The sequence below is a fragment of the Sulfurimonas sp. HSL3-1 genome, assembly GCF_039645995.1.
GTDB lineage: Bacteria > Campylobacterota > Campylobacteria > Campylobacterales > Sulfurimonadaceae > Thiomicrolovo > Thiomicrolovo diazotrophicus.
Window position 1 is genome coordinate 658,295 of the sequence record NZ_CP147920.1, and the last position, 25,053, is coordinate 683,347.

The window sequence follows — 25,053 nt, forward strand, 5'->3', positions numbered from 1 at the left end:
CCTGCTATACTTTTGAAAAAGTTTGGAGCTCCGGATGCCAAGTTTTGCCATTATCGGCGGTCTTTTACTTAACGTCGGCGCCTTTTTGACCTACCGCGGGAAAATCTTCGAAGCGGTGTGGGCCTACCTGGTGGCAGATCTGTGCTGGATCGCGATGGCGTGGGAACGCAACGACGGCTGGGGCATGCTCTTTATCGCCATAGGCATCGCCTTCGGGCTGCTGGCCTTTCGGCGGATGCACCGGGGCGACATGGAAAAATCACTGAACAAGGATGAACGTGGCTGACACGATGCTATACGAAGCGCAGGGATTGCAGCTTGACCTTTCCAAAATCACCCGCCTCTACCCGGCGGCGATCGTCGAGGGGGGTGGGGCTGAGGCCCAGGTCTCCCTTGAGTGGGCGGATTTGAAGAAGGACGAGGTGAAGATCGCGGAGTACGTCCTCGTCTTTGACTTCGACCCTCCGGGAGAGGTCCCGGCCCAGCGCAAATTGCTCCATTTTGAGACGAAAGCGGCGCTCTTCGAGACAATGCAGAGTCTATCAGATATCTTCGAAAAGGCCTACAAGGGGGCTTAGCGGATGACCTGCAGCGGATCGATGTGGTAGTTTTTCTGGGTCACTTCGAACATCAGCTCATCGTTCACGCGGCCGATGACGCTCCCTTTTTTAAGACGCTTGCCTTTCTGGACCGTCGGGGCGATCTGGTCGAGGTGGGCATAGATGGTATGCAGTCCGCCGGAGTGCTCGATAATGACGACGTTCTCCAACATCGGCGTCTCCTGGGCAAGAATGACCTTGCCGTTGAAGATGGCCTTGACTTTGGCGTTGGAGCTTTTTGGCTGCAGGGAGACCGACTCGTTGAAGATCTTGATCTTGTAGATCGGATCGGTGTAGGTGCCGTAGCGCTTCAGAACCGTGTACGCATCGAGCGGTGCGATCGTCTTTGAACCGCGGTAGCGGCGGGTTCGCGCCTTGTGGTAGCTGCTGCCGACCGAACGCACATCTGGAACCTCTTTGGAAGCCAGCAGCGCTTCATTGCGCTTCTCCTCCTGACGCGCGGCCGCTTTTTGTGATTCGCTCTCCTGGATAATGTGCAGTTGGGCCAGGGTCTTTTTCAGGGCGGACTTCTGCGCCAGAATCTTTTTGATCTCTTTTTTATAGCGGCTCTTCTTCGTCTGCAGGTCGCCCAGGGCCTTTTCGTTCGTCTTTTTGGCTTTTTGAAGGTCGCGTTTCTCCTGCTCGATCGAAGCGATGTCCGTTTTAAGCCGTGCCGTTTTTGCCGTCAGCTGCTTCAGGGCCGCTTCGTTTGCGCGGAAGTCGTTCCCGAGTTTCTTGATCTGTTCTTTGGTCTGCTCGTTCAGTGCGCTAAAGACCGCTTCGCCGATGACCGCGTCGGGGGAAAGGGTGTTGCTGTCCTCCTGGATCATGGTGAGGGAGACGATACGCGCCATAAGGTCGGCGAGGTCGTCGCGCAGCTTTTTGCGGTTGGCTTCGAGGGTCTCCTGCGTTTCGGCGAGCGTGACCAGCTCATCCTTGGCGCCGGAAAGGATGGTAGCCTTGCCCTGCAGTGCCGACTCGAGGGATTCGATCTTCTTTTGCTGGGTCAGAACGGTCCGCTTTTTTTTCAGGATCGCCTTGGCGGTCTTGGCCATCTTGGCATTGACCGAGGCGTAGTTGCGGTCAAAAGAGCTGAGACTTTTGGAGGTCTCGTCGATTTTGTCGTCGATGCTTTTGGCCGTCACAGTGGCGGTGAGCAGCACCAAAAGCAGAAGGGCGGACCGGATCATACCTCTTCTTTGTGCCCCATGACGATCATGGAAGCGAGCAGGATGGAGAGGGAGATGGCCACGCCGGTGAGCAGCGGCACGTCATGCAGCGGCTGGAAGAGCGTCGGCTGCAGCTGCACGAGGGAGAGGAGCTGTGCCATCCAGCCGTAGTGGTCGACAAGGACAAAGACGGTTGTCGCCAGCAGCGAGGCGATCACGGCATCGACGATGGCCAGGCGGAAGAGGACGGCCGACCGCAGCCAGACCGGGGCGCCGAAGAGGGCCATGATGTTCATCCGTTCGCGGTGCTGGAACTGCCACAGGCGCATCTCTTTGATGATGAGCAGCGAGGTGACGAGGAGGACGACGGCCGCCAGGACACTGACGACGTTCTTGAAAAGCTGCAGCAGTCGGTAGACGGTGTCATGCTGCTGTGCAAAGGTCTCGACGCGGCTGATGGCGCGGTCGCGCAGCAGCCTCTTCCCCAGTTCCCGCGCCTCGTCCGGGGTGATGAAGTTTGCCATCCGCAGCCGGTAGAAATGCGGAAGGTTCAGCGTCATCAGGTTGATCTGTGAGTCGCCGGTCTGCTGCTGGAGCTGCTGCAGTACCCGGCTGGGCGAGAGGGGTTCGACGGCGCTGATAGCGTCGTCGATGCCCTGGAAAAAGGCGAGGGAGAGGTTGCTGTCGCTGACGACGACGATGCCGTAGTTGTCCCCCAGGCGCTGTTCGTATGCCCCGATGACCCGCTCCAGGCTCAAAAAGAGCTGCAGGGTGATGAGGATGGAGAAGAGCGCCGTGATCAGCGAAAAGTGGCTTTTAAGAGACTTCATAGACGTCTCCGTGCTCGATATGGTAGTGCTTGTATTTGACCCCCAGCGTCTCGGGGATGTGGTGGGTGACGACGACGACGGTCGCTTCGAGCTGGGTATTGGCCCCTTCCAGAAGGTTCCAGATCACCTTGGAGGAGTACTCGTCAAGGTTCCCCGTCGGCTCATCCGCGAGGATGAGGATGGGATTGTGGGCAAGGGCGCGGGCCATCGCGACGCGCTGCTGCTCGCCCCCGCTCAGCTCCATGGGGTACTTGCCCCGCTGGTGGGTGAGTTTGACGTGGCCGAGGAGCTTCTCCACCTGCATCTCGCTGATGTCGCGGGCGTATCCGTTGATGAGCAGCGGGAGCATGACATTCTTCTCTATAGTCCACTCTTTGACCAGCTTGTAATCCTGGAAGACAATCCCGACGTGGCGGCGCAGGAAGTTGAGTTTCTTCGTATTGATATTGTCCATGTCGACCCCGCCGACGGTGAGGGAGCCGGAGAGCATGGGGAGGGCACCGAAGAAGGACTTGAGCAGGGTGGATTTGCCGCTCCCGCTGGCCCCGGTGATAAAAACGAAGCTGCCGGAGTCGATGGCGAAGGTCGCCTTGGAGATGATCGTTTCATGCTTGCCGTAGCCCAGGGAGAGGTTGTCGGCGATGATGATCTTATCCATGCAGGGCCTCGATCAGGAGCTGATGCGCACGGGCGTTCGTCCGGGAACGCACCGGCGGTGTCGGGAGGTAGCGCGGCGCATCGCCGAGGATCAGGTAGAGATGTTCGGGACGGGCGTAGGGGCCCATGGAGAGGCGGAACATGGCGCGGCCGTCGTCGGTGCGGTAGAGGCGCTCGAAGTGCACGAACCCCTCGTCGAAACGCAGCGTGGAGCCGTTGAGGGCTTCGAGGCGTTCCGGGTCGGGTGCGATGGCGTTGAAAGCGAAGGGGGCGATCGCCTCGAGCGGTCCGGAAAGCTCTTCGTTGTGCATCAGCACGTCGTAGATGTTCTTCTCCATCCGGCGCCAGCGATCCTCGTATTTGCTACTGACCTCCAGGGCGCGGTTCTTGTAGATCTCGATATGGTTCTGGTTCAGGGCCATAAAGGTCTCGAAACTGTAGGCGAAGTAGTTGTCGCTGTCGGTACGCAGCTCCAGTTTCCCCTCGGGCTTCAGCACCCGGATGCTTTCGGCAATGAAAGCTTCGCCGATGACGCGGCGGTGGGGTTTCTTGTCCCAGGGGACGGGAAAGTGGACGTAGATCCGCCCGGCAAGGTTGGAGGGGACGAGTTCCAAAAAGAGGCGGGCATCGTAATCGAGCAGCAGGATATTGTCAAGCTGCTGGATGTTGATCTGTTTGAGCACCTGCTCGATGGAGGGCTTGTGAATCTCGATCCCGATAAAGAGGACCTCCGGGTTCGCCTTGGCCTGGTGCAGCAGGTGGCGACCGGAACCGAAGCCCACTTCGATGCGGATCTCACGGTCGGTGGGAAAGTCGCGCTCGAAATCGTGGATGGACCACAGCGCGCTGTCGTTGCCCAGGTGCATGTTCGCTTCGCCGCTGTCGACGTTCGAGGCGAGGACCTCCAGCCCGACGAGCCCCGCATAGGCCTGAAGGGCGCGCTTGACATAGTGCGTGGCCGACGGGCGGGAGATCTTGTCCGCTTTGAGCAGGGTCTTGTCCGGCAGCCGCTTGAGCAGCAGGAAGAACTCCTTTTCGCCGATGGAGGCGGCGATCAGTTTTTCATCGTCGTGGAGGGTGTTTTCCGCCATATAGTGAAAAGTGACGCCGTCCGCAGCCGCGGGGAAGGCCGGAGCCTTGAACGAAGCGATATGCAGGTGGGGCATCGGGTTACTGGCCCTCCAGGACGATGGTCTTGGACGCGGAAGGTTCAGACTTGAGGCCGTTGGCATCGACGGCGATCACCTTGTAGCTGTACTCCAGTCCCGGCGAAACGTTCACATCGGTGAAGCTTTCGGTTTTGATGTCGCGGATAACGTTCTCTTTGCTGTCAAACCACCCGCTGCGGGTCGTCTTGAGGAGTTCGAAGGCGACGGCGCGGCTGTCTTTGGATTTCCATCGTACCACGACGGCCTTGTTGCGCAGCGCGAGGGCGGTCAGTTCGGGGACGGCGGGCGCGGCCATCGTCGTGCCTTCGGCGGGTTCGCTCGGCAGGCTCTCCAGCTCATCCTTGTCGACCGCCGCGACTTTGTAGAAGTAGCGCACACCGTTTTCGTCGACCTTGTCCGTGAAAGCGGTGCGGTCGACTTTGGCGCGGTAGCTGTAGTAGCCGTCTTCGCGGTCGGCACGGTAGACCTTGTAGTAGACGATCCCTTTGTCGGGGGAGGGCTGCCACTGCAGGGCGACCCGGTGGATCGCACCCCGGCCGGCGGAGAGCTGCGACGGCGGCAGCGGGAGCGGTTTGGTCGCGACGGTCACGACGGCGGAGGGGAGGCTCTTCTCGCCGCTGAAAGTGCGGGCGAGGATGCGGTACCGGTAGACGCTGTCGTCGTCAAGATCGTGGTCGATGTGCTCGGCATGGAGGCGGCCGTCGATGCGGGCGATCCAGTGGAAGGATTTCTCGCCCGGATCGAGGCGTTCGATCTCATACCCCTCGACGCGCAGGTCCGGGTGGGGACGCCAGAGGAGTTTGGCGCTGCGGGCCAGCTCTTTGGTCGCCGTGAAGTAGCTGACCGGCTCGGGGAGGCTCAGCGTTTTGGCGGCGACGGTGTTGTCGGGCATGGATTCGCGCCCCTTGGCGTCGACGGTCGTGAAGCGGTAGCGGTAGGTCGTCGCGGGCTGCAGGCCGGCGTCGACGTAGTGGGTACGGAGGGTGTCGTCGATCACGGCGATGCGGTAGAGTTTGTCGTCCTCACCGCCCGGGGTGTCGCGGTAGATATTTACGCCTTTGACCCGCGGGTCCTTGACCGGTTTCCACTCAAATGCGATGGCGGCGGTGTCGCTAAGGTAGCCGTTGATGCTGACCTGGGGCAGGGTGTTGTCGATTGCGACAGGTTCGGCGGGGGCAGGTCCTCCGACACAGCCGCTAATCAGCAGCGTCAGTGTCGAAAAGAGTGCCGATACGATCAGGGTCGAGCGTCTCATCATCCAGTGTCTCCGTAGGGAAATGCGACTGCAGCCTCTCTGTAAGCGCCGCGGGAAGCGGGGCCGCAAAACGCATCGCCTTCCCCGTCCGCGGATGGGTGAAGTAGAGCGTATAGGCGTGCAGCAGAATACGTTGGATTTTATCGGGATTGCTCTTAATGCCGTATAAATGGTCGCCGAGGATATGGCGGCTGAAACTCTCCAGGTGGACGCGGATCTGGTGGGTGCGCCCCGTAAAGAGTTTACAGGCGATCAGTTCCTCTTTTTCGTCCTTGGAGAGCAGCAGCTTTTTAAAGAGGGTCTGCGCACTCTTGCCGTGAGGGACGACGGCCATCTTGAGGCGGTTGTGGGGGCTGCGCCCGATCGGCTTGTCCACCAGGGTGAGATCCTCTTTGAGCGGCGGAGTGACGACGGCAAGGTAGTAGCGCCCCATGCTTTTGTCCTGGAGCTGCTTGGAGAGGGCGTCGTGGGCCTCGTTCGTTTTGGCGACGATCATGACGCCGCTGGTGCCTTTGTCGAGGCGGTGGACGATGCCGTGGCGCTCCTCGCCGCTGAGCGTCGAGAGGCGGATGTCGTGGTGTTTGAGCCAGTCGACGAGGGTCGGCTCCTTGACGCTGGGGGCCGGGTGGACGGTGAGGCCGCTGGGCTTGTCGATGATGAGCAGGTCGTCATCCTCATAGAGAATGGGCACGTCGAAATCGATGGGCTGCGCTTCTTCGGGCTCCATCTGGGGCAGCGTAACCGTGACCTTTTCGCCGGACTTGAGTTTCACCCCCGGCTTGGCCGCCGCTTTGGCCTCGACGGCGACATGGCCGTTCTTGATGAGGTGGGCGATCTGGTTGCGGGGTTCGCCCATCGCCTGCCCCAGAAAGGTGTCGAGGCGTTCGCCCCCGGCGGCTTCGAAAGTCAGGACAGTTGGCTGCATGGGAACCTTTGTTATAATTTTGGCACTGGGCATTAAGCGCTGTGGCTAAAAGCGGGAGAAAGACCTCTACCGCTCTATTTTCTACACGTTTGACGCTGAACGCTTAACGCTTGAGAGGACGTGCCTTGCGCAGAATAGATAGACGCATTTTAGCACACTTCGATTTTGTCATCCCGGCGCTGATCGTGCCCCTCGTCCTGGTGTCGGGGTGGCTGATCGGCGAGATCCACCCCCTCCTGGCGCACAAACACCTCGTCTATGTCGGCGTCGGGGCGGTCGTCTTCACCTTTTTCTTCTTTCTGCCCGTGCGGCGGCTCAGCTGGATGATCCCGATCTTCTACTGGTTCAACATCGGCCTGCTGCTCGCCGTCGAGTTTTTCGGCCATGCGCGCCTGGGTGCGAAGCGCTGGATCGAACTCCCCTTCGTCCACTTCACCATGCAGCCCTCCGAGCTGATGAAACCGGCGTTTATCCTGATGCTTGCCTACCTCGTTTCGCGCAATCCGCCTCCCTACGGCGGCTACGGCTGGGCCGCTTTTTTGAAACTCTCCTTTTACATCCTGCTCCCTTTCTTTCTCATCGCCAAGGAGCCGGACCTGGGGACGGCCACCGTCTTGCTGCTGCTGGGGGTGGGGGTACTCTTTCTCGTCGGGGTGCGCTGGAAGATCTGGCTGACGCTGGCGGTCGGTTTTATCGTCTCGATGCCGCTGATCTATACCCAGCTGCACGACTACCAGAAGAAGCGGATCACGGACTTTATGAGCGAGAAACCGAGCTATCACGTCCAGCAGTCCATCATCGCCATCGGTTCGGGCGGGGTCGTCGGTAAGGCCAAGGAGGAGGCGACGCAGACGCAGATGAAGTTCCTTCCCATCGCGTCGAGCGACTTCATTTTCGCCTACGTCGTGGAGCGTTTCGGGTTTATGGGAGCAGTGCTGCTGATCGGGCTCTATGCCCTGATCATCATCCACCTGCTCGGCATCAGCCTCTACACCCACGACCCCTACATCAAGGTCGTCAGCGCGTCGGTCTCTTTGCTCATCTTCGTCTACATGAGCGTCAATATCGCGATGACCATCGGGCTCGCCCCCGTTGTCGGCGTCCCGCTGCCGATGTTCAGCTACGGCGGCAGCAGTTTCGTCAATTTCATGATCCTCTTCGGGATGCTTGAAAACCTGATGGCGTTCCGCTTCACCGAACTCTACCACCGCCGGGGCAAAAAAAGCTTCGTCTAAAGGGCGCGAAAGTATAATTCGCTCCTTCCTGTAGAGGATGTGGGTCTTTAGCTCAGTTGGTTAGAGCCCCCCGCTCATAACGGGGTGGTCCAGGGTTCGAGTCCCTGAGGACCCACCACCAGACCTACGATACCTTTTTCCCTTGTTTTGTCAGAACGTTATTGCGCATGCAACAGTTTTTCAATGGCACTTTCCAGTGCTTTCGGCTCGGTCGAGGGGGCAAACCGTTCGACGACGTTGCCGCTGCGGTCGACGAGGAACTTGGTGAAGTTCCACTTGATCGCCTCGCTGCCCAGCACGCCGGGCCTGGCCTTTTTAAGGTGGCCGTAGAGGGGGTGGGCGTTCTCGCCGTTGACGTCGATCTTGCCGAACATCGGGAAGGTGACCCCGAAATTGCTCCGGCAGAAGGTCATGATCTCCTGTTCCGTTCCCGGTTCCTGGGAACCGAACTGGTTGCAGGGGAAGCCGAGGACGACCAGGCCCCGGGATTTGTATTTTTCATAGAGCGCTTCGAGCCCTTCGTACTGCGGGGTAAAGCCGCAGCGGCTCGCGACGTTGACAATCAGCATCACTTTGCCGCGGTAGGGTGCGAGCGTCGCGTCGCTGCCGTCAATGGTTTTAACGTTAAAAGCGTAGATGTCGGTCATTGTATTCTCCTTGGCGCAGTTTTGGATGGAAAAGAGCAGAAGGAGCCAGAAGAGCCCCCGTATTGTCCGCCTTGTCATGATCTTCCTTCGTCCGTGTGATACCGCATTGTAACATTCATACAAAGCCCCTCTGCCGGGGCAGTGGTAAGCGCGCCGGAAACAGCGGCGGGTCCGGGGTGTGAAAACCCGTGGGGGTGGGTGAAAAATAGGCGCGGTTTTCCCGAAGTTGAATCGAGAAAAGTATATAATGCAGCAATATTCTGAGGACGCACAAGGAAAACCATGGCGCTCAAAGTCGTAATCTCCCACAAAACCGCTTATCAGTATGACCGTTACGTGTCGCTTTCGCCGCATACCATTCGTTTGCGCCCCGCGCCGCACAGCCGGACGCCGATCGAGGCGTACTCGCTCAAGATCAAGCCGGAGAACCACTTTATCAACTGGCAGCAGGATCCCTTCGGCAACTACCTCGCCCGTATCGTTTTCCCGGAAAAGACGAAGGAGATGAGCATCGACGTCGAGATCATCGCCGACCTGATCACCATCAACCCTTTCGATTTCTTCGTCGACGAGTATGCGCAGGACTTCCCGTTCAAGTACAAGCCGGCGCTGAAAAAGGAGCTGCTGCCCTACCTGGAGATTACGGACAAAGGCAAAAAGCTCAAGACGTTCATGGAGTCGCTCGACCTGAAGACGAAACGCAATATAAACGACTTCCTCGTCTACCTCAATACGGAGATCCACAAGTACCTCGACTATACGATCCGGCTCGATCCGGGCGTGCAGACCTGCGAAGTGACCCTGGGCAACAAACTCGGCAGCTGCCGCGATTACGCCTGGCTCTTCGTGCAGGTACTGCGCCACCTGGGACTCGCGGCGCGTTTCGTCTCCGGCTACCTCGTCCAGCTCACCGCCGACGTCAAATCCCTCGACGGCCCGAGCGGCCCGGAAGCGGACTTTACGGACCTGCACGCCTGGACGGAGGTCTACGTCCCGGGGGCGGGGTGGATCGGCCTCGACGCTACAAGCGGCCTCTTTGCCGGGGAGGGTCATATCCCGCTGGCGTGTACGCCCCATTACGACAGCGCCCATGCCATCGACGGGGCGACGGACAAATGCGAGACGGAGTTCGATTACTCCAATACCGTCACGCGGATCTTCGAATCGCCCCGGGTCACCAAGCCCTACCGTGATGAACAGTGGGAGGCGATCTACAATCTCGGGTTCGAGGTCGACAGGGAGCTCGAAGCCAACGACGTGCGTCTCTCGATGGGGGGCGAGCCTACTTTCGTCTCCATCGACGACATGGAGTCCGAGCAGTGGAACACCGAAGCCGACGGCGAACACAAGCGCGAACGCGCAGACGTCCTTGCGCACCGGCTGCTGGGGACCTTCGGCAAAGGCGGGATGCTGCACTACGCCCAGGGGAAATGGTACCCGGGCGAACCGCTGCCGCGCTGGCAGAAATCGGTCATCTGGCGCAAGGACGGCAAGCCGATCTGGCGCAACCCGAACCTTTTTGCCGACATGAACGCGACCTACAGCTATACGACCGAAGATGCGAAGCGTTTTATGGAGCTGCTGTCGCTGACGCTGGGCGTGAGCGACAAGAATATTGTCGAAGCCTATGAAGACCCCGTCTACTACGTCGTCAAAGAGGCCGAGCTTCCCATCGACGTCGATCCGGCGAAGTTCGACCTGGATGACCCGCTCGAGCGCCGTACCCTGGCGCAGCTGCTGCAGCAGGGGTTGGCCAACCCGGTCGGCTATGTGCTGCCGCTGGGCTACGGCCAGACCCGCTGGATCACCTCGGCATGGGAGTTCCGCCGCGGGAAACTCTTTCTCAGTGCGGGGAACTCGCCGCTGGGCCTGCGGATGCCGCTGGAGTCGCTGATGGCCAAACCCCATGTGGAGCTGGCGCAGAACTTCGAACCCGACCTTTTTGCGGAGTCCCCGGCACTGGGGGATTACCTTGACGATGCGCGGGCACGCTGCGAAGCGGCGACCCCGGAAACGACGGAGGCGAACCGTTACGACGCCTTCGTGCGGACGGCGATCAGTACGGAAGTGCGCGACGGCAAACTGTATATTTTCCTGCCGCCGCTCAACCACACCGAGGCTTTCCTGGACCTCATGGCCTCCATCGAGGCGGTCGCGGCGAAGCTCAATGTCAAAGTCGTCCTCGAAGGGTACGAACCGGCCCATGATAACCGCATCGAGCGCATCAAAGTGACCCCGGACCCGGGTGTCATCGAGGTCAACATCCATCCGGCGAAGAACTGGAGCGAACTGACCGAAACAATGCTGGGTCTTTATGAAGACGCGCGCCAGTCCCGCCTGGGGACGGAGAAGTTCATGGTCGACGGCAAGCATACGGGTACGGGCGGGGGGAACCACGTCACGATCGGGGCGATGACGCCGCACGACAGCCCGCTGCTGCGCCGCCCGGAACTGCTGCGAAGCCTTATCACTTTCTGGCAGCACCACCCCTCCCTGAGTTACCTCTTCTCCGGTGCTTTCATCGGCCCGACCTCCCAGGCGCCGCGCGTCGACGAAGGGCGCGCGGAGAACCTCTACGAACTGGAGATCGCCTTTGCGCAGATCCCCGAAAACGGAGAGGTGCCCTACTGGCTCACCGACAGGCTCTTTCGCCATATGCTCACCGATATCACCGGCAATACCCACCGTTCCGAGTTCTGTATCGACAAGCTCTACTCGCCCGATTCAAGCACCGGGCGGCTGGGGATCCTGGAACTGCGCGGTTTCGACATGCCGCCGCATTCGCAGATGGCCCTGATGCAGATGCTGCTGGTGCGTACCCTGGTCTCGCTCTTCTGGCGAAAGCCCTACCGCCACAAGCTGGTGCGGTGGGGGACCCAGCTGCACGACAAGTTCCTGCTGGAGCACTACGTCAAGGAGGATATCGCGGATATTGTCCGCTTCCTCAATTCCGAGGGGTATCCCTTCGAGCTGGACTGGTTCGATCCCTTCTTCGAGTTCCGCTTCCCGCTTTACGGCATGGCGACGGTGGAGAATGTCCATCTCGAACTGCGCGCGGCCATCGAACCGTGGAACGTCCTGGGAGAAGAGAGCGGATCGCAGGGGACATCGCGCTATGTCGATTCGTCGCTGGAACGGGTCCAGGTGAAGATCAACAACTTTGTGCCGGAGCGCTATGTACTCACCTGTAACGGGGTCGCGGTGCCGTTGAACCCGACGGGCGTCGAGGGCGAGTTCGTCGCCGGGGTCAAGTACAAAGCGTGGGAGCCGTGGTCGGCGCTGCACCCGACGATCGGGGTCGACACCCCGCTCACGTTCGATGTCGTCGACCGCTGGAACCAGCGCTCCATCGGCGGGATGACCTACTACGTCTCCCACCCGGGCGGCCGCAGCTACGACACCTTCCCCGTCAACAGCTACGAGGCGGAGTCGCGCCGTATCAACCGTTTCTGGGGCTTTAATCATACCCAGGGCAGTGTCGATGAGGTGCCGACCCATGTGGTCGAACAGGCGCTGCCGGCAGGGGAGCGGGAAGTGACGCGCAAAGTGGCCGAGAAGCACGCCGGCGACAAGGTCTTTGTCTTCCAGGAGCTGCCGCGCAGCGCCGAGTATCCCCATACGCTGGACCTTAGACGGAAATGGACACGGGTGTAAATGGGGATTTTCGACCGTTATTTTTCCGAAAGCTCCTTTGACGAGATGGTCGATGCGCAGCGGCAGTGCCGCCCGCATTGGCAGGCGATCTACGACCAGATCGAGGCGACCGGCATCGAGGGGCTGAAAGCCAAACAGGCCGAGCTGGACTGGAGCCTCGAAGAGAACGGCGTCACCTACAACGTCTACGACGCCCCCGACGGAATCACCAAACGGCGCTGGACGCTCGATCCCATCCCCTTCGTCGTCACCCAGACGGAGTGGGACGGCGTCGTCAAGGGGCTGCGTCAGCGCGCGAAGCTTTTCGACCTGATGCTGCGCGACCTTTACGGCGACCAGCTTCTGCTGCGGCAGGGGATCCTGCCCGCCGAAGTCGTTTACGCCCACAAAGGGTACGCGGCGGAGATGTTTGGTTTCGGGCACAAAATGGATTTCGAACTCTTCTTCTACGCAACGGACATGGCGCGGGGCCCCGATGGCAAGTTCTGGATCGTCAATGACCGGATCCAGGCCCCGTCGGGCCTCGGTTACGCCGTCGAGAACCGCCTGAGCATGAACATCATTGCCAAATCACTCTATCCGGGGGTGCATACCCGCCGGCTCGCGGGCTTCATCGAAGAGATGAAATCGATGATCGACCGTCTCAGCGGGGGGGACCGCTCCAAGGCGGCCCTGCTGACGCCGGGGCCGCACAACGAAACCTATTTCGAGCACGCCTATCTCAGCTCCCTGCTGGAGATCAGCCTGGTGCAGGGCGAGGATATGCTGGCCAAGGACGGGGCGCTGTGGCTGAAAAACCTGAGCGGCCTCACAAGGATCAACACCCTGCTGCGCCGCGTGGACGACCGCTACTGTGATCCGCTGGAGCTGAAAAACGATTCGCACCTGGGTGTGGCGGGCCTGGTCGACGCGGCGCGCCGGGAGAACCTGGCGATGATCAACCCCATCGGCAGCGGTATCCTCGAGAACCTCGGCTTCAACCCCTTTATGAAGAACATTGCGAAGTTCTTCCTCGACGAAGAGCTGATCCTGCCGCAGATCGCCACCTGGTGGTGCGGGCAGCCCGGCGAACTCGAATACGTTCTCGAAAACCTCGAAGGGCTTATTGTCAAGCACATCGACCGCACGGAGAGCGCCAAGGTCTATTTCGGACGGAAAATGGACGCAGCGGAGCTCGATGCGCTGAGGGCGCAGCTGAAGGCGGCGCCGCACCTCTACGTGGCACAGGAGGAGATCGGCTTCTCCACCGTACCCTATTTTACCGGGGAGTCCGTCGAACCGCGCAACGCCGTTATTCGCTCCTATGCCTTCAAGCGCGGCAGCCAATACTGGGTGATGAACGGCGGGCTCGTGCGCGTCGCCTCGCAAAAAGACGCCTTCTTGATCTCCTCGCAAAAAGGGGGCACCAGCAAGGACCTCTGGATCGTCGGCGAAGATGAGGAGCGCGCGCCGAGCAATCCCTTCAAACAGCTGCCGTGCATCGACGCCTCCATCGACCAGATCCCGACCCGCAGGGCGGAGAACCTCTTCTGGCTGGGGCGTTACCTCTCGCGTGCCATTATCACGACGCGCCTCATCCGCTACACGGTCAAGCGCCTTATCAACGTCTACCGCGACGAGTCGAACACCGCCGGGGAGTCGCAGCACCAGCTGCTGCGCGCCATTACCCACATGACGATGACCTATCCGGGATTCCTGGATAAGAAAAAGGCCGACAAGCTCCTGGAGAACCCGATGAAAGAGATCGTCTCCGTCCTCAAAGAGCAGAACCGGTCCGGGTCGCTCTCCTTTACCCTGGCGATGCTGTCGGGTTCGAATGTCAGCATCAAGAACCTGCTGGGCATCGAAGCGTGGAAACTCTTCGACAAGCTCCAGTGGGAGTGGCAGAGCTTCTGCAGCGCCAATACCCGCATGAACCGCACCATCGTCAACGAGATGGACAAGCTGCATGTAAACCTGCTGGCGTACAAGGAGCTCGTCGAAGAGAGCATGTTCCGCGAGCAGGGCCTGGTGCTGTACGACATCGGTTACCGGATCGAGAGCGTCCAGCTGCTGATCTCCAAGGCGCGCTCCCTGCTCTGCCCGCGCCAGGAGAAGGCCGAGGAGTATGAACTGCTCGAAGCGCTGCTGAACACCTGCGAAAGCTTCAACGCCTACCGTGCCCACTACCGCAGCGCTTTGCAGCTCGAGAACGTCATCGAGTTCCTGCTGCTCAATCCGCAGTATCCCAAATCGCTGACCTACCAGACCCAGAAACTGCTCTCGGACCTCAAAGACCTGCCGAAGTCGCGTACCCACCTGACCGAGTATGAGGCGCCGATTTTCCAGGCCTATTCGCGCCTGAAGCTTGCGACGGCGCAGGCGCTGCTGACCTATGAGGAGTCCGACGGCATCTACAAGGAGCTCGATGCACTGCTCTCGGAGCTTTCCGAGCTCTTTATGAAGGCTTCGGACGAGTTTTCGAAAACCTATTTTTCCCATTACGACGAGTGAGCATGATTTACGATATTTTCCACGAAACGGTCTTCCATTATCAGAGTCTGGTCACCTTCAGCCACAACATCGCGCGGCTGAAGCCCAAAGAGGGGCGGGAGCAGGAGCTGCTCTCCTTCCGGCTCGACGCGGAGCCGTACGCGTCGGAGATCCATGCCTTCGTCGACATGTTCGGCAATACGAACCACCATCTGCTGCTGCGAGAACCGCACACCTCCCTGACGGTGACGGGGCATGCACGGGTACGGCGCAAAATCCAAGAGGTGCACCGGGCGATCGAACGGCTTCGAAAAGGGGCCGTCTCCTATGAAAAAGCGCTGCAGCGCCTTTCGGGCTTCAATACGCGTGACATCGCCGCCAAGCAGTTCCTTTTCGCGTCGGAACTTGTGCCCGTCGATATCGCGCCGCTGCGCGACTACGCCCTGGAGTCTTTCCATCCGGATCGCAGCCTTTTCGAGGCCGGCGAAGAGCTGATGGGGCGCATCTTCGAAGACTTCGAGTTCAATCCCGCTTTCAGCGACCTGACGACCCCCGTGACGACGATTTTCGAAGAGAAAAAGGGGGTCTGCCAGGATTTCGCGCATCTGGCCCTCTCCGCGCTGCGCTCCATGGGGCTGCCGGCGCGCTACGTGAGCGGCTACATCGAGACCATCCCGCCCGAAGGCACGGAGAAGCTCTTCGGTGCGGACGCGTCGCACGCCTGGGTGTCGCTCTACGTCCCGGGGAGCGGCTGGCTCGACCTCGACCCGACGAACAACATCATTCCCCTGGAGCAGCACATCGTCATGGGGCATGGACGGGACTATGACGATATCTCGCCGCTCAAAGGGGTGGTGCGCGGGAGCGGGCAGAGCCGGCTCAGCGTCCGCGTGGACGTTCGGCGCGCCACTGAGGAAGATGAAGAAACGGCACCTACCCAGACACAGTCACAGTCGCAATCGTCGAAGTAACGCCGCCGCGACCGGGCTAATGGATCTTCGCGATGCGGTAGGCGACGGCATTCTCGAAGATCAGCGAGTGCATATAGATACAGGTGATCATGCCGTCGCAAGGGGCGAGGAAACGGTGGACGACTTCGCCCTCTAAGGCGTGAACGATCTTGCCGATCGTCTCATCCTTGGAGACCGTCGTCCCGGGTTTCTGCGTCGGGATAAAGATCCCGCTGCGGGGGCTTTTGATGACCTCGATGCGTTCGCGGGTCACGACGGTCGAGTTGTAGCCGTTAAATGCCTCGTATCGGATGATGCCGCTGTGGCTGAGGAAGTTGATGAGACTATCCATGATGACCCGGGCGGATGCGGGGTCGATCAGGGGCTCGTGGGGGCAGACCACGGAACACGCCTTGGCCCCCCAGAGCTGCCAGTTGTACTGCAGCGACACCGTCTCGATGGATTCGGGTTCGCGGTGGTGGATGACCTTGAGCCCCAGCCAGCGGGCGCTTTTCACATCTTCGTAGCCGGTCTTGAAGAGTTTGACGTAAGGCAGACAGGTGGCAAGGTCGGTCCGCGTCTCCAGAATAATGCCGTAGTCGTAGTCCTGGACCGCTTCGAAGAGGCGGTGGGCGATGCGCTGCGTCGTTTCGCCCTCGTTGTACCCCGGGAACATCATGTTGATGTCGGTCTTGTCCAGGGGCCAGAAACGTTCGTTGATGTTGAGGGCGTAGTGGTTGACGGAGGGGATGACGAGGATATTGCCCAGGATCTTTTCGCTTCCGAGTTTGTTGCGTAGGAAGTCGACCAGCTTCGACGCGCTGTACAAGGGCAGGGTCGTGGCCCCCTCCATGGCGCCGATGACGGCGACGCTGGGGGCGTCGGGATCGCTCCCTTCGAAGAGGTACCCCTCGACGACCATCGGCGCGCGGCTGAGGGATTCGAGTTTCAGGATCTCAATTTTTTTCATCGCTCTCTCCGAAAATCCGTGCGAGCAGGGACCCTTCGTAGACGACGGGGTACTCGCGCAGGGTGAACAAAACGCCGCCGTTGGGGGCGTAGAGGGATTCGCGCACCGCCCCGCTGAGGGGGTCGACGATGTCGCCGATCCACTGCTCCTTCTCGATCACTTCGCAGTGGTCAAGGGCAGGGACAAAGAGGCCGGCGGCGGGGGCGTTGATGTAGAACACCTCCCCGACCTCGGAGGTGAACGGCTCGCGGACCTTGAACTCCGTCGGGGTCTCGATGATCCCCTCGCGCTGCATCAGATTCAGGATCCCCCGCAGGAGCTGGCGCCCGTAGGCCTTTGTCAGACGCATCCCCACCCCCATCTCGACGACGAGGGTTTTCGTCCCCCGCTCGTTCATCGTATGCGAAAAGGTCGCTTCGAGGACCGTGACGGCGTCGTGGATCCAGATGAAGTCGCAGTTGAGCTGTTTGGCCAGGGGGAGGGTCGCTTCCGAGAACGCCTTGTTGATGCGGATCTGCGGGATCTCGCGCAGGAAGATGTTGGAGGAGTGGATGTCGATGGCGATGTCGCTGCCTTCGACGTCTTCGGCCAGGGCATGCACCACCTGCGCGGGCAGGAAGTCGTTGCGCGCCCCCGGGAAAGCGCGGTTAAGGTCGATCTCGTAGAGGGGGAAGCCGCGGATAATGGTGTCGACCCCCAGGGAGTTGACGGCGGGATAGATGTCAACGGTCCCGCGCAGGGCTTCGGGATGCTCGCGCAGCCATGCGGCCAGGAGGTAGATGACGAGCTGCCCTTCGAGCTCGTCGCCGTGTATCCCGCTGACGACGCTGATGCGCTTGGCGTCCGGGCGCACTTTTTCCGGTGCGAAACGGGCGCGCTGGATGCGCAGCGTCTCTCCCACCGGGAGCTCGGAGGAGAAGATTTCCGTGATTTCCGGGTTCATTTTCAGTAGACGACGAGCTCGTCGATGAGGGCGTTGATGGCGTCGAGGTTGGCCTCTTCGTCGGTTCTGGAGATGGCAAGTTTCGCGTCGGGCGCGATCTTTTGCGCCGTCTGCAGAATGTTGTTGAGGTACTCGATGGGCTCTTTCCCGTCCTTGCCGTGACGGAGGTGGAGGTCAACCTTTTCGGTCAGCTTGCCCAGGCGGACGAAGTGGTCGCTTTTGCAGCGGATCAGGCCGCGGTTCATGCTGCCCCAGATCTCGTTGATCAGGGAGAGGGCATCGTCGACGAAGCGGTAGTCGACGAAGACGGCGCTTTTCGAGGCGTGGTCGAAAAGATCGGCGAGGTGGATCGTCTCGCCGAAGGCGTCCGTATCGATATAGGCCCGTGAGATGATCGCGTTTTCGCGGGCGAAACGCATGATCTCCGCCAGGTTGGAGGGGTGGTCCCCGAAGATGGCGTTGTCAAGGAACTGGGAAGCGTTGGCGTAGTCGAGTTCGATCTCGAGGTGCTCGAAATAGCGCCTCCCGGCGTCCTTGTCCGTGTCGATAACGCAATCGAAGATTTCGATAACGTCAACGAGGGTTGTTTCGACGCGCTGGAGGTGGCGTCCGAACCAGTAGAGGTTGGTGGCGACGTTGGTGCTCAGCAGTTGATCCATCTTAGAGCTCCATGACCCATGTATCTTTGAACCCGCCGCCCTGGGACGAGTTGACGAGGTAGTTGCCCGCTTCCATCGCATAGCGTGTCAGCCCGCACTCCCAGACATTGACCTTCTCGCCCATGACGACATAGGCGCGGAAGTCCGCCTTGCGGGGACTCAGCTCCCCGTTGATGAGACACTCTTCGTCGTAGAACTCAACGAGCTCCTGGGCGATAAAGCGGCGGGGGTTGGCCTCGATGATCGTTTTGAGGTCATCGAGCTGGATCTTGGACATGGCGTGTCCGAACATGACGCCGTACCCGCCGGCTTCTGCGACATCCTTGACAACGAGTTTGTCAATGTTGTCGAAGATGTATTTTTTGTCCTTTTCGAAATAGGGGAGGTAAGTCGGCGCGTTATGCATGATGGGCTCTTCGTTCAGGTAGTATTTGATCATTTGCGGCACAAAGTAGTAGATCCCTTTGTCGTCCGCGACTCCATTGCCGACGGCGTTCATGATCGCCACGTTGCCCGCGAGGTAGGCTTCGATGATACCGGGTACGCCGATGAGACTTTCGGGGTTGAAAAACTTGGGGTCGAGGAAATCATCGTCAAGGCGGCGGTAGACCGCCCCGACGCGGATGCGTCGCCCGTCGTAGTTTTTAAAGTAGAGGACCTTGTTCTCCACGACCAGTTCGGCGGCGCGGACCAGTTCGGCCCCGATCTCTCCGGCGAGGTAGCTGTGTTCGTAATACGCGGAGTTGTAGCGCCCCGGGGTCAGAACGACGTTGATGCCGCCGGTATTGACGTAATCCATCGCGTTGCGCAGGTACGACGAGTACTGCTTGATCGGTTCGATCTTCAGCTCTTCGAAGAACTCCGGGTAGATCTTGCGGTAGGTGTCGCGGATGGAGAGCGGATAGCTCGCCCCGCTGGGCACGCGCAGGTTGTCCTCGAGGATGACCCATTCGTCGTTCTTGGTATCCTTGACGAGGTCGATGCCGTTGATATGGGTCCTGATCTTCTGCGACGGGGAGAAACCGACGAACTCCTTGAGGTACCCTTTGGCCTGGTGGATAAATGCTTCGGGGACGATGCCGTCCTTGACGATCTTGGCCTCGGTATAGAGGTCTTCTAGGAAGAGGTTCAGTGCCGTGATGCGCTGCTCGAGGCCGCGCTGCATCTTGCCGAACTCCTCCTTGGAGATGATGCGGGGAATGACGTCGAAGGGGAGTGAACGCTCGATGAAATTGCCGTCTTTATAGAGATTGAAATTGACAGCGAACTTATCCATATAGCGCTGAAACTCTTCGACTTTCTGTCGATCCTGCCGGGAAAAAATCTCCCAGAACTTTTCGTGTAGTTTTCCAGTTTCTTCTATCAATGTATCTCCCTTGATGCTTTTATGCGAACATCACTCCGACCCGCGGGTTTCACGGTGCCAAAGGTGGTGTGGGTATAAAAGATCATATTGCATATTCTATGAGAAAATGCTTTTATTCGGTGCTTTTGTGGTTTTCGTTTTTTCGTCAAAGCGCGGAGGGCTAGCCGCCCCGATCCGTCGATTTGATGAACGCGGCTTTTCGCAGGGGGTTCGGCATGTGGTACGGGGCGCGGCGGGTCTGTTTTGCTCGCATCTAAACCACAACCAGGTTCTCGAAGAGGTCGTTGATAGCATCGAGGTTGGCCTCATCATCTTTTTCGTCGATGGGCATCTCCGCCTCCGGGGCGATCCGCTGCGCAGTGATGAGAATATTGTGCAGGTAGACGACCGATTCATTGCCGTTCTTGCCGTGGCGCAGGTGCAGGTCGACTTTCTCGGTCAGTTTGCCCAGGCGGATGAACTGGTCGCTTTTGCGCCGCAGAAGACCGCGGGCCATGATCCCCCACACCTCGTTGATGAGTGAGAGTGCATCCCCGATGAAACGGTAGTCGACCTTGGTATCGGTCTTGGCATAGGTGTCGAGGAGGTTGTAGAGCCTGATCGTCTCCCCGAAGGCTTCCGCGTCGAGATAGGGACGGCAGATGATGGCGTTTTCTCGGGCGTTGCTCATAATGGTGGCGAGGTTTGCGGGGTGGTCGCCGAAGACGGCCTTTTGAAGGAAATCCTGCGCGCTCTTGTACTCCAGCTCAATGTCCAGATGCTCGAAGTAGCGTACGCCGGCTTCTTTGTCCGTGTCAATCACCGCGTTGAAGAGCTCCAGCACGTCGATCAGGGTCGTTTCGACGCGCTGGAGGTGGCGGCCGAACCAGTAGAGGTTGGTGGCGACGTAGGTGGTGAGCAGCTGGTGTTTATGACTGTGCTGGGGCCAGGTTTCGACAAACTTTATGCTCGGGTACTGCCGGTAGTCGGCATAGCCGTTAAGATAGTCTCGGAGCCGTTTAAAAAGGGTGATGGCGTTGAACGTCCAGAGATGCTTTGGATCTCGGTCGACGGGGGGAACATGTACTGCGTTCATAGTGCGCCTCCTGCAGATACAGCGGGTCTGTCGGGCTCAAACACGTTTCGAGCATATATTTTGACCATTATAGAACGCGCGGCTGTGCATAGGGTGATATTTATGATTAACTTTTAAACATAGCAGGTTTTTTCAGGTGGAAATGGACGTGAAATCACGGAAAATAAGGCGCTTTCTCCTCTGAATGCACAAACGGGCTTACATAGGGGACGTTTACGAAAAGCCGCCGATCGAAAAGCGACGGGTGCCTATCGTTTGCGCGCGTTGATGAAGTAGACGGCGGCGGTACTGACGGCACCCCCTGCCACGAGCCAGAAGGAGGGGCGCTCTCCCAGCAGCAGGAAGCTCGCTACCAGGGCGGTCAGCGGCACGAGGAACATATAGCTTCCGGCCTTGGCCGAGCCGATCTTACCCGACGCGACAAAGAAGATGGTCGACGCCACCGTCTGCCCCATGATGGCCAGGAAAAGCAGCCCCGTCCAGAACGTCCAGTCCTGGTGCAACACCGTACCCAGCCCCGCGGGCAGTGCCGGAACGAGTGTGATGGGTACGGCGAAAACGGCCAGCCAGAAGTTGAAGTGGATGGGTTCCATCTCCGTATGCGACTGCTGCCCCAGCAGGGTGAGCACGGCCCAGACGAGCGCGCTGCCGATAAAGAAGACATTGCCGCTGTGCAGCAGGTCGGCATGCCACACCTCCAGCATCAGCATCCCGCCGAACAGTCCCACTCCCAGCCCAAGCAGCTGCGTCGGGGAGACGCGGGTGTGGAAGACAATCAGGGCGAGCAGGGCCGTGAGAATGGGGCTGGCCACGGTGATGATGACCCCGCCCGCCCCGGCGCTGCCCGTTTGCACGCCCCAGAAGGCGAAGTACATAAATGCGACGTTGAGCGCGCCCGCCGCGATAGTGAAGCGCAGCGTCCGGCGGTTGAGGCGCAGCGGCTTGCGCCGCCAGTAGAGGATGGGCAGGAAGGAAACCGCCATGATGGCGAAGCGCAAAAAGGTGACGGTCTCGACCGGGACGTCAGTATCGGTCACGACCTTGAGCGCGGGCCAGCCGATGCCCCATAACACCATCGCCAGTACGATCCAACCCGCCATATTGCTTCCCTGCAGAAAATTTCGGGAATTATACTCCGATAATGGTGTGATGTGATATTTCAATGACTTCTATTTGCTACTTTGCTATCATGGCTTTTGAACGAAATGTATGATTGGTCTCAATTCTCAATAGCTGAACATACGTTATTGCTACTAATTAATTCTTAGGAGTAGACTTTGGTCAACCTATGGATATTGCCGATTGCACTCGTCATACTTCTAGACCTTGCTGCACTTTTTGTCGTCATAAACGAAGAGTTACTGTATGAGGCACATCAAAAGTTTTATAAAGTGCTTTTTATTCTCCTCGTTCCTCTTATCGGTGCTATTGTAGAGCTTTACCTACTTAGCAGATATGCAAAATTTCGTGGAGATGGCTATTACCCAGATGATGATGTTAAGTGGTATGCATTTTGGAATCACTTTTCAAATGACAGTTCATCATCTGGCAGCCATAGTGGTTCTGATGGGAGTGGGGGTGGAGATTCCGGTGGCGGCGGAGATTAAAACTTCTAACAAACTAAAGGAGACCAATCAAAAACCCGCAAGCAGGTTTTTGATTGGTCATTTTAAACGTAATAGTAACAAGGGAATCTGAAGATGGGAAATAAAATAGAGTACAAAAAAGCGTTGAAAAAGCAAATTGTGACTGCGATTGCAGCACTTTTGCTTTTCCTTGTACTGATGTATCTTTCTATGCAATCATCATTTGGCATACTTCAATTTAGCATAATAGGAATGCTTAGTATCGGCCTCATGTTAACAGTTCTACATGCCTTCAAAAATCAAGCCAAAGAGGCAAAGTGTCCACATTGTGAAACCGACTTATTTGAAATGACACAAGTCGCATTGTCTGAAAAAGTCGAATTCAATTACTGTCCAACCTGTGGCAAACATGTTGAGCTATAACAAATCAAAAGAGACCAATCACAAACCCGAGGGCGGCTTTTTGATTGCTCATTTAAATGTAAACTTCCAAGAAAAAAGGAGACAAAAATTGAAATCTGAGAGGTATAAAATCGGAAGGGAGAAACTGGCCGAGGTCGGCGGCGATCAGGGGGATAAGATCATTGAGGCCCTCAGTGCAATCGCTCCGGAGTTCGCCGACCTGCTTGTGGAGTTTCCTTTCGGAGACATCTACAGCCGTCCGGGCTTGGAACTGCGCTCCCGTGAAATCGCCACGGTCGCGGCCCTGACGGCGATGGGTACGGCAGCGCCCCAGTTAAAGGCCCACGTACACGGGGCACTCAATGTCGGCTGCACGCCGCAGGAGATCATCGAGATCATGATTCAGATGGCGGTATATGCCGGTTTTCCCGCCGCGTTGAACGGGCTTGCGACCGCCAAAGAAGTTTTTGACGAACGGGATATCAGCGTTCAAAACTGAAAACGCTCCGGGGATCGCTATTTCCGGTAGTGTTCCAGTGCGATTGTCAGGTACTGGGTGTGGTGTCCAAACGATTCTTTCGAAGAGAGGGAGGGGGGCAGCGATATCTCTCCCCAGGTGGAGGTGATAAAGAAGCGGGCGAAGGCTTTGGTGTCAAACGCTACGAGTTCACCGTCTGCAACGGCGGCTTCCAGCGCCAGAGAAAGCTTGTCGATAAAATGGTGGTAGGCCTTTGTCAGGACGGTTTCAAAGTCGGGGTCCAGCGGGGCCATCTCCACGAGCAGGCGGTGCAGAGGGCAGCCGTTGGCGATGAGGGCGCCATGGTTCTGCATCTTCGAGAACACGCGCTCGAAAGTCTGAAAAATGTTCTCACCCGGCAGGCGAGAAAAGTCGAAGAAGTCGTCCATTTTCGGGACGATGCGTTCTTGGCTCACGGCCAGGATGAGGTCCTTCTTGGAAGCGAAAAAGTGGTACATGCTCCCCTTGGGCACCCCGGCGGCCTTGAGGATGACGGCGGTGCCGGTACCGTGATAGCCGTTTTTGTAGACTTCAGCAAAGGCGGCGTCCAGCAGCCGCGCTCTTGAGTCCTGGCGCTTCATAGTTAAACCCTTGAAATTTTTGCATCATTATATCGGTTTGTCCCCGGGGTGCCGGGGCACGGGCTAAAGCGCTTTGGTGAAGATGATGGCCCCGTTCGTGCCGCCGAAACCGTAATTGGTGCTCATGACGGTTTGAAGCTCCTTCTCGCGCGCGGTGTTGGCGACGTAGTCCAGGTCGCAGGCGTCGTCTGGGGTACGGAGGTTTATGGTCGGGGGCATGATGTTGCGCTCCAGGGCCATAATGGAGACGGCGGCTTCGATGATGCCGGTGGCCCCGAGACAGTGGCCGATACTCCCCTTGATGGAACTGATCGGAGGCACGGTCTCAAAGACCGCTTTGAAGGCTTTGGTTTCGTTGGCGTCCCCCAGCGGGGTACTGGTCCCATGCGCGTTGATGTAGTCCACTCGTGGGTTGCCGGCCATCTGCAGCGCTGCCTGCATGGCCCGGACGGGGCCGTCCGTGGCGGGGGCTGTGATGTGGCCTGCGTCTGCGCTTTCGCCGAAGCCCGCGACTCGTGCATAGATCTTCGCACCCCGCTTTTGGGCATGTTCCAGGGTTTCGAGCACGAGCGCCGCCGCCCCTTCGCCCATTACGAAGCCGTCGCGCTCCTTGTCGAAGGGCCTGGAGGCCGTTTTCGGGTCGTCGTTATGGGTGGAGAGCGCCTTCATGGCGCTGAAGCCGCGGATGCCCGTCTCGCAGATGCACGCTTCGGCGCCCAGGGCGACCATGACGTCTGCCCCGCCGGCCATGATGGTCTTCGCCGCCTGGTTGATGGCGTGAAGCCCCGCCGTGCAGGCCGTCGTCGAGGAGAGGTTCGGCCCCTTGAGCCCGTAATAGATGGAGGCGTACCCCGCCAGCATGTTCGTGATGGAACCGGGGATGAAAAAGGGCGAGATCTTCTTGCCGAAGGCGTTCTTTTCGATATTTTCCTGCATCATCGGCAGTCCGCCTATCCCGGTGGCGGCGCTGACGCCCATCCGGGCTGCATCCCCGCTTTGCGGTTCGAGCGCGGCGTCGGCAAGGGCCTCTTTCAGCGCATGCATTCCCAGGTGGATGAAGCGGTCGCTCTTTTTGATGTCTTTGGGGTCCATGATGCTGCTTGGATCGAAGCCTTTGACTTCACTGGCGATTTGGACGGCATCGCCGGAGGCATCGAAATGGGTAATATAGTCAATGCCGCATACCCCCTCGATCAGCGCTTCAAAAGCGCTCTCGGCGCTGATGCCGACGCCGTTGATCATGCCGATTCCCGTAATGACAATAGGGTTCATTTTAACTCCTTTGCAAAAGTTTGAATGAGACAGAAACATACAAAGTTCGCTCAAATAGACTGATTGGTCTAGTGAGATTCTAGTAGAGCTGTGCTTAAACTAGACTAAACGGTCTAGTAC

Annotated in this window: 24 protein-coding genes and 1 tRNA gene; 10 read left to right on the forward strand and 15 right to left on the reverse strand. The window is 58.7% G+C overall.

Annotated features, from left to right (window positions below; translation table 11 throughout):
• Window positions 1-34: 34 nt before the first annotated feature.
• Window positions 35-286 carry a hypothetical protein gene (locus WCY31_RS03385; protein WP_231020420.1) on the forward strand — a complete coding sequence of 84 codons (252 nt, stop codon included), beginning with the start codon at window positions 35-37 and terminating at the stop codon, window positions 284-286.
• Window positions 279-578, forward strand: a complete 300-nt coding sequence (locus tag WCY31_RS03390) for a hypothetical protein (RefSeq protein WP_345973106.1) — start codon at window positions 279-281, stop codon at window positions 576-578. Before WCY31_RS03385 ends, WCY31_RS03390 begins: the two co-directional genes overlap by 8 nt.
• On the opposite strand, the gene WCY31_RS03395 is transcribed toward WCY31_RS03390, so the two are convergent.
• From WCY31_RS03395 to WCY31_RS03420, 6 genes are read right to left on the reverse strand one after another with little or no spacing between them, the layout of a single operon-like run.
• Entirely contained in the window at window positions 575-1,789 is a 1,215-nt protein-coding gene (locus WCY31_RS03395) for a murein hydrolase activator EnvC family protein (RefSeq protein WP_345973107.1), read from the reverse strand. The two genes, WCY31_RS03390 and WCY31_RS03395, sit on opposite strands and share 4 nt — an antisense overlap.
• Window positions 1,786-2,598: a cell division protein FtsX gene (locus WCY31_RS03400; protein WP_345973108.1), complete on the reverse strand. Its 813-nt coding sequence runs from the start codon at window positions 2,596-2,598 to the stop codon at window positions 1,786-1,788. Before WCY31_RS03400 ends, WCY31_RS03395 begins: the two co-directional genes overlap by 4 nt.
• Window positions 2,585-3,256, reverse strand: a complete 672-nt coding sequence (locus WCY31_RS03405) for an ABC transporter ATP-binding protein (RefSeq protein ID WP_345970884.1) — start codon at window positions 3,254-3,256, stop codon at window positions 2,585-2,587. The genes WCY31_RS03400 and WCY31_RS03405 overlap by 14 nt, the downstream gene beginning before the upstream one ends.
• On the reverse strand, window positions 3,249-4,421 hold the full coding sequence (gene trmB, locus WCY31_RS03410; RefSeq protein ID WP_345973109.1) for a tRNA (guanosine(46)-N7)-methyltransferase TrmB: 1,173 nt from the start codon (window positions 4,419-4,421) through the stop codon (window positions 3,249-3,251). The genes WCY31_RS03405 and trmB overlap by 8 nt, the downstream gene beginning before the upstream one ends.
• 4 nt (window positions 4,422-4,425) lie before the next feature.
• Window positions 4,426-5,682 (reverse strand): hypothetical protein, encoded by a 1,257-nt coding sequence (locus tag WCY31_RS03415; protein ID WP_345973110.1) that lies wholly within the window; start codon window positions 5,680-5,682, stop codon window positions 4,426-4,428.
• Entirely contained in the window at window positions 5,621-6,604 is a 984-nt protein-coding gene (locus tag WCY31_RS03420) for an RluA family pseudouridine synthase (protein ID WP_345973111.1), read from the reverse strand. Before WCY31_RS03420 ends, WCY31_RS03415 begins: the two co-directional genes overlap by 62 nt.
• A 125-nt stretch (window positions 6,605-6,729) precedes the next feature.
• Between WCY31_RS03420 and WCY31_RS03425 the strand changes: the two genes are divergently transcribed.
• The gene (locus tag WCY31_RS03425; RefSeq protein ID WP_345970889.1) at window positions 6,730-7,839 is read left to right on the forward strand and encodes an FtsW/RodA/SpoVE family cell cycle protein; all 1,110 of its coding nucleotides are present in this window, start codon (window positions 6,730-6,732) and stop codon (window positions 7,837-7,839) included.
• 41 nt (window positions 7,840-7,880) lie between these two features.
• Window positions 7,881-7,957: transfer RNA gene (locus WCY31_RS03430), tRNA-Ile, on the forward strand.
• 40 nt (window positions 7,958-7,997) lie between these two features.
• Here the strand turns inward: WCY31_RS03430 and WCY31_RS03435 are convergent.
• Window positions 7,998-8,486, reverse strand: coding sequence for a glutathione peroxidase (locus tag WCY31_RS03435; protein ID WP_345973751.1), 489 nt, complete (start codon window positions 8,484-8,486; stop codon window positions 7,998-8,000).
• Window positions 8,487-8,768: 282 nt separating this feature from the next.
• Between WCY31_RS03435 and WCY31_RS03440 the strand changes: the two genes are divergently transcribed.
• The 3 genes from WCY31_RS03440 to WCY31_RS03450 are packed head-to-tail and all read left to right on the forward strand — an operon-like array spanning window position 8,769 to window position 15,583.
• Complete coding sequence (locus WCY31_RS03440; RefSeq protein ID WP_345973113.1) at window positions 8,769-12,140, forward strand: transglutaminase family protein; 3,372 nt, start codon at window positions 8,769-8,771, stop codon at window positions 12,138-12,140.
• Window positions 12,141-14,633 (forward strand): circularly permuted type 2 ATP-grasp protein, encoded by a 2,493-nt coding sequence (locus WCY31_RS03445; protein ID WP_345970891.1) that lies wholly within the window; start codon window positions 12,141-12,143, stop codon window positions 14,631-14,633.
• A gap of 2 nt (window positions 14,634-14,635) precedes the next feature.
• A complete protein-coding gene (locus WCY31_RS03450; RefSeq protein ID WP_345973114.1) occupies window positions 14,636-15,583 on the forward strand; it encodes a transglutaminase family protein in 948 nt (315 codons plus the stop codon).
• Between the two features lie 16 nt (window positions 15,584-15,599).
• On the opposite strand, the gene WCY31_RS03455 is transcribed toward WCY31_RS03450, so the two are convergent.
• The 6 genes from WCY31_RS03455 to WCY31_RS03480 all read right to left on the reverse strand — a co-directional run bounded on the left by WCY31_RS03455 (window position 15,600) and on the right by WCY31_RS03480 (window position 21,675).
• A complete protein-coding gene (locus tag WCY31_RS03455) occupies window positions 15,600-16,532 on the reverse strand; it encodes a M14 family metallopeptidase (RefSeq protein ID WP_345973116.1) in 933 nt (310 codons plus the stop codon).
• On the reverse strand, window positions 16,519-17,475 hold the full coding sequence (locus WCY31_RS03460) for a M14 family metallopeptidase (RefSeq protein ID WP_345973117.1): 957 nt from the start codon (window positions 17,473-17,475) through the stop codon (window positions 16,519-16,521). Before WCY31_RS03460 ends, WCY31_RS03455 begins: the two co-directional genes overlap by 14 nt.
• Window positions 17,476-17,477: 2 nt before the next feature.
• Window positions 17,478-18,134: an alpha-E domain-containing protein gene (locus WCY31_RS03465; RefSeq protein ID WP_345973119.1), complete on the reverse strand. Its 657-nt coding sequence runs from the start codon at window positions 18,132-18,134 to the stop codon at window positions 17,478-17,480.
• Between the two features lies 1 nt (window position 18,135).
• Window positions 18,136-19,410 (reverse strand): circularly permuted type 2 ATP-grasp protein, encoded by a 1,275-nt coding sequence (locus tag WCY31_RS03470; RefSeq protein ID WP_345973121.1) that lies wholly within the window; start codon window positions 19,408-19,410, stop codon window positions 18,136-18,138.
• 343 nt (window positions 19,411-19,753) lie between these two features.
• Window positions 19,754-20,575 (reverse strand): alpha-E domain-containing protein, encoded by an 822-nt coding sequence (locus WCY31_RS03475; RefSeq protein WP_231020437.1) that lies wholly within the window; start codon window positions 20,573-20,575, stop codon window positions 19,754-19,756.
• Between the two features lie 248 nt (window positions 20,576-20,823).
• Entirely contained in the window at window positions 20,824-21,675 is an 852-nt protein-coding gene (locus tag WCY31_RS03480; RefSeq protein ID WP_345973122.1) for a DMT family transporter, read from the reverse strand.
• A gap of 177 nt (window positions 21,676-21,852) precedes the next feature.
• Between WCY31_RS03480 and WCY31_RS03485 the strand changes: the two genes are divergently transcribed.
• The 3 genes from WCY31_RS03485 to WCY31_RS03495 all read left to right on the forward strand — a co-directional run bounded on the left by WCY31_RS03485 (window position 21,853) and on the right by WCY31_RS03495 (window position 23,062).
• A complete protein-coding gene (locus WCY31_RS03485; RefSeq protein WP_345973124.1) occupies window positions 21,853-22,182 on the forward strand; it encodes a hypothetical protein in 330 nt (109 codons plus the stop codon).
• A 93-nt stretch (window positions 22,183-22,275) separates the two neighbouring features.
• Window positions 22,276-22,584 (forward strand): hypothetical protein, encoded by a 309-nt coding sequence (locus WCY31_RS03490; RefSeq protein ID WP_345973126.1) that lies wholly within the window; start codon window positions 22,276-22,278, stop codon window positions 22,582-22,584.
• Window positions 22,585-22,672: 88 nt separating this feature from the next.
• On the forward strand, window positions 22,673-23,062 hold the full coding sequence (locus WCY31_RS03495; protein WP_345973127.1) for a carboxymuconolactone decarboxylase family protein: 390 nt from the start codon (window positions 22,673-22,675) through the stop codon (window positions 23,060-23,062).
• A gap of 17 nt (window positions 23,063-23,079) precedes the next feature.
• On the opposite strand, the gene WCY31_RS03500 is transcribed toward WCY31_RS03495, so the two are convergent.
• Both WCY31_RS03500 and fabF read right to left on the reverse strand, forming a co-directional pair.
• Window positions 23,080-23,661 (reverse strand): TetR/AcrR family transcriptional regulator, encoded by a 582-nt coding sequence (locus WCY31_RS03500; RefSeq protein ID WP_345973129.1) that lies wholly within the window; start codon window positions 23,659-23,661, stop codon window positions 23,080-23,082.
• Window positions 23,662-23,724: 63 nt separating this feature from the next.
• A complete protein-coding gene (gene fabF, locus WCY31_RS03505) occupies window positions 23,725-24,933 on the reverse strand; it encodes a beta-ketoacyl-ACP synthase II (protein WP_345973131.1) in 1,209 nt (402 codons plus the stop codon).
• Between the last annotated feature and the right edge of the window lie 120 nt (window positions 24,934-25,053).

Bases quoted from the DNA above. Each gene is read 5' to 3' on its own strand.
- WCY31_RS03385 (WP_231020420.1), top strand. From the start codon at position 35: ATGCCAAGTTTTGCCATTATCGGCGGTCTTTTACTTAACGTCGGCGCC.
- WCY31_RS03395 (WP_345973107.1), bottom strand. From the start codon at position 1,789: ATGATCCGGTCCGCCCTTCTGCTTTTGGTGCTGCTCACCGCCACTGTG.
- WCY31_RS03400 (WP_345973108.1), bottom strand. From the start codon at position 2,598: ATGAAGTCTCTTAAAAGCCACTTTTCGCTGATCACGGCGCTCTTCTCC.
- WCY31_RS03405 (WP_345970884.1), bottom strand. From the start codon at position 3,256: ATGGATAAGATCATCATCGCCGACAACCTCTCCCTGGGCTACGGCAAG.
- trmB (WP_345973109.1), bottom strand. From the start codon at position 4,421: ATGCCCCACCTGCATATCGCTTCGTTCAAGGCTCCGGCCTTCCCCGCG.
- WCY31_RS03415 (WP_345973110.1), bottom strand. From the start codon at position 5,682: ATGATGAGACGCTCGACCCTGATCGTATCGGCACTCTTTTCGACACTG.
- WCY31_RS03420 (WP_345973111.1), bottom strand. From the start codon at position 6,604: ATGCAGCCAACTGTCCTGACTTTCGAAGCCGCCGGGGGCGAACGCCTC.
- WCY31_RS03435 (WP_345973751.1), bottom strand. From the start codon at position 8,486: ATGACCGACATCTACGCTTTTAACGTTAAAACCATTGACGGCAGCGAC.
- WCY31_RS03440 (WP_345973113.1), top strand. From the start codon at position 8,769: ATGGCGCTCAAAGTCGTAATCTCCCACAAAACCGCTTATCAGTATGAC.
- WCY31_RS03445 (WP_345970891.1), top strand. From the start codon at position 12,141: ATGGGGATTTTCGACCGTTATTTTTCCGAAAGCTCCTTTGACGAGATG.
- WCY31_RS03450 (WP_345973114.1), top strand. From the start codon at position 14,636: ATGATTTACGATATTTTCCACGAAACGGTCTTCCATTATCAGAGTCTG.
- WCY31_RS03455 (WP_345973116.1), bottom strand. From the start codon at position 16,532: ATGAAAAAAATTGAGATCCTGAAACTCGAATCCCTCAGCCGCGCGCCG.
- WCY31_RS03460 (WP_345973117.1), bottom strand. From the start codon at position 17,475: ATGAACCCGGAAATCACGGAAATCTTCTCCTCCGAGCTCCCGGTGGGA.
- WCY31_RS03465 (WP_345973119.1), bottom strand. From the start codon at position 18,134: ATGGATCAACTGCTGAGCACCAACGTCGCCACCAACCTCTACTGGTTC.
- WCY31_RS03470 (WP_345973121.1), bottom strand. From the start codon at position 19,410: ATGGATAAGTTCGCTGTCAATTTCAATCTCTATAAAGACGGCAATTTC.
- WCY31_RS03475 (WP_231020437.1), bottom strand. From the start codon at position 20,575: ATGAACGCAGTACATGTTCCCCCCGTCGACCGAGATCCAAAGCATCTC.
- WCY31_RS03480 (WP_345973122.1), bottom strand. From the start codon at position 21,675: ATGGCGGGTTGGATCGTACTGGCGATGGTGTTATGGGGCATCGGCTGG.
- WCY31_RS03490 (WP_345973126.1), top strand. From the start codon at position 22,276: ATGGGAAATAAAATAGAGTACAAAAAAGCGTTGAAAAAGCAAATTGTG.
- WCY31_RS03500 (WP_345973129.1), bottom strand. From the start codon at position 23,661: ATGAAGCGCCAGGACTCAAGAGCGCGGCTGCTGGACGCCGCCTTTGCT.
- fabF (WP_345973131.1), bottom strand. From the start codon at position 24,933: ATGAACCCTATTGTCATTACGGGAATCGGCATGATCAACGGCGTCGGC.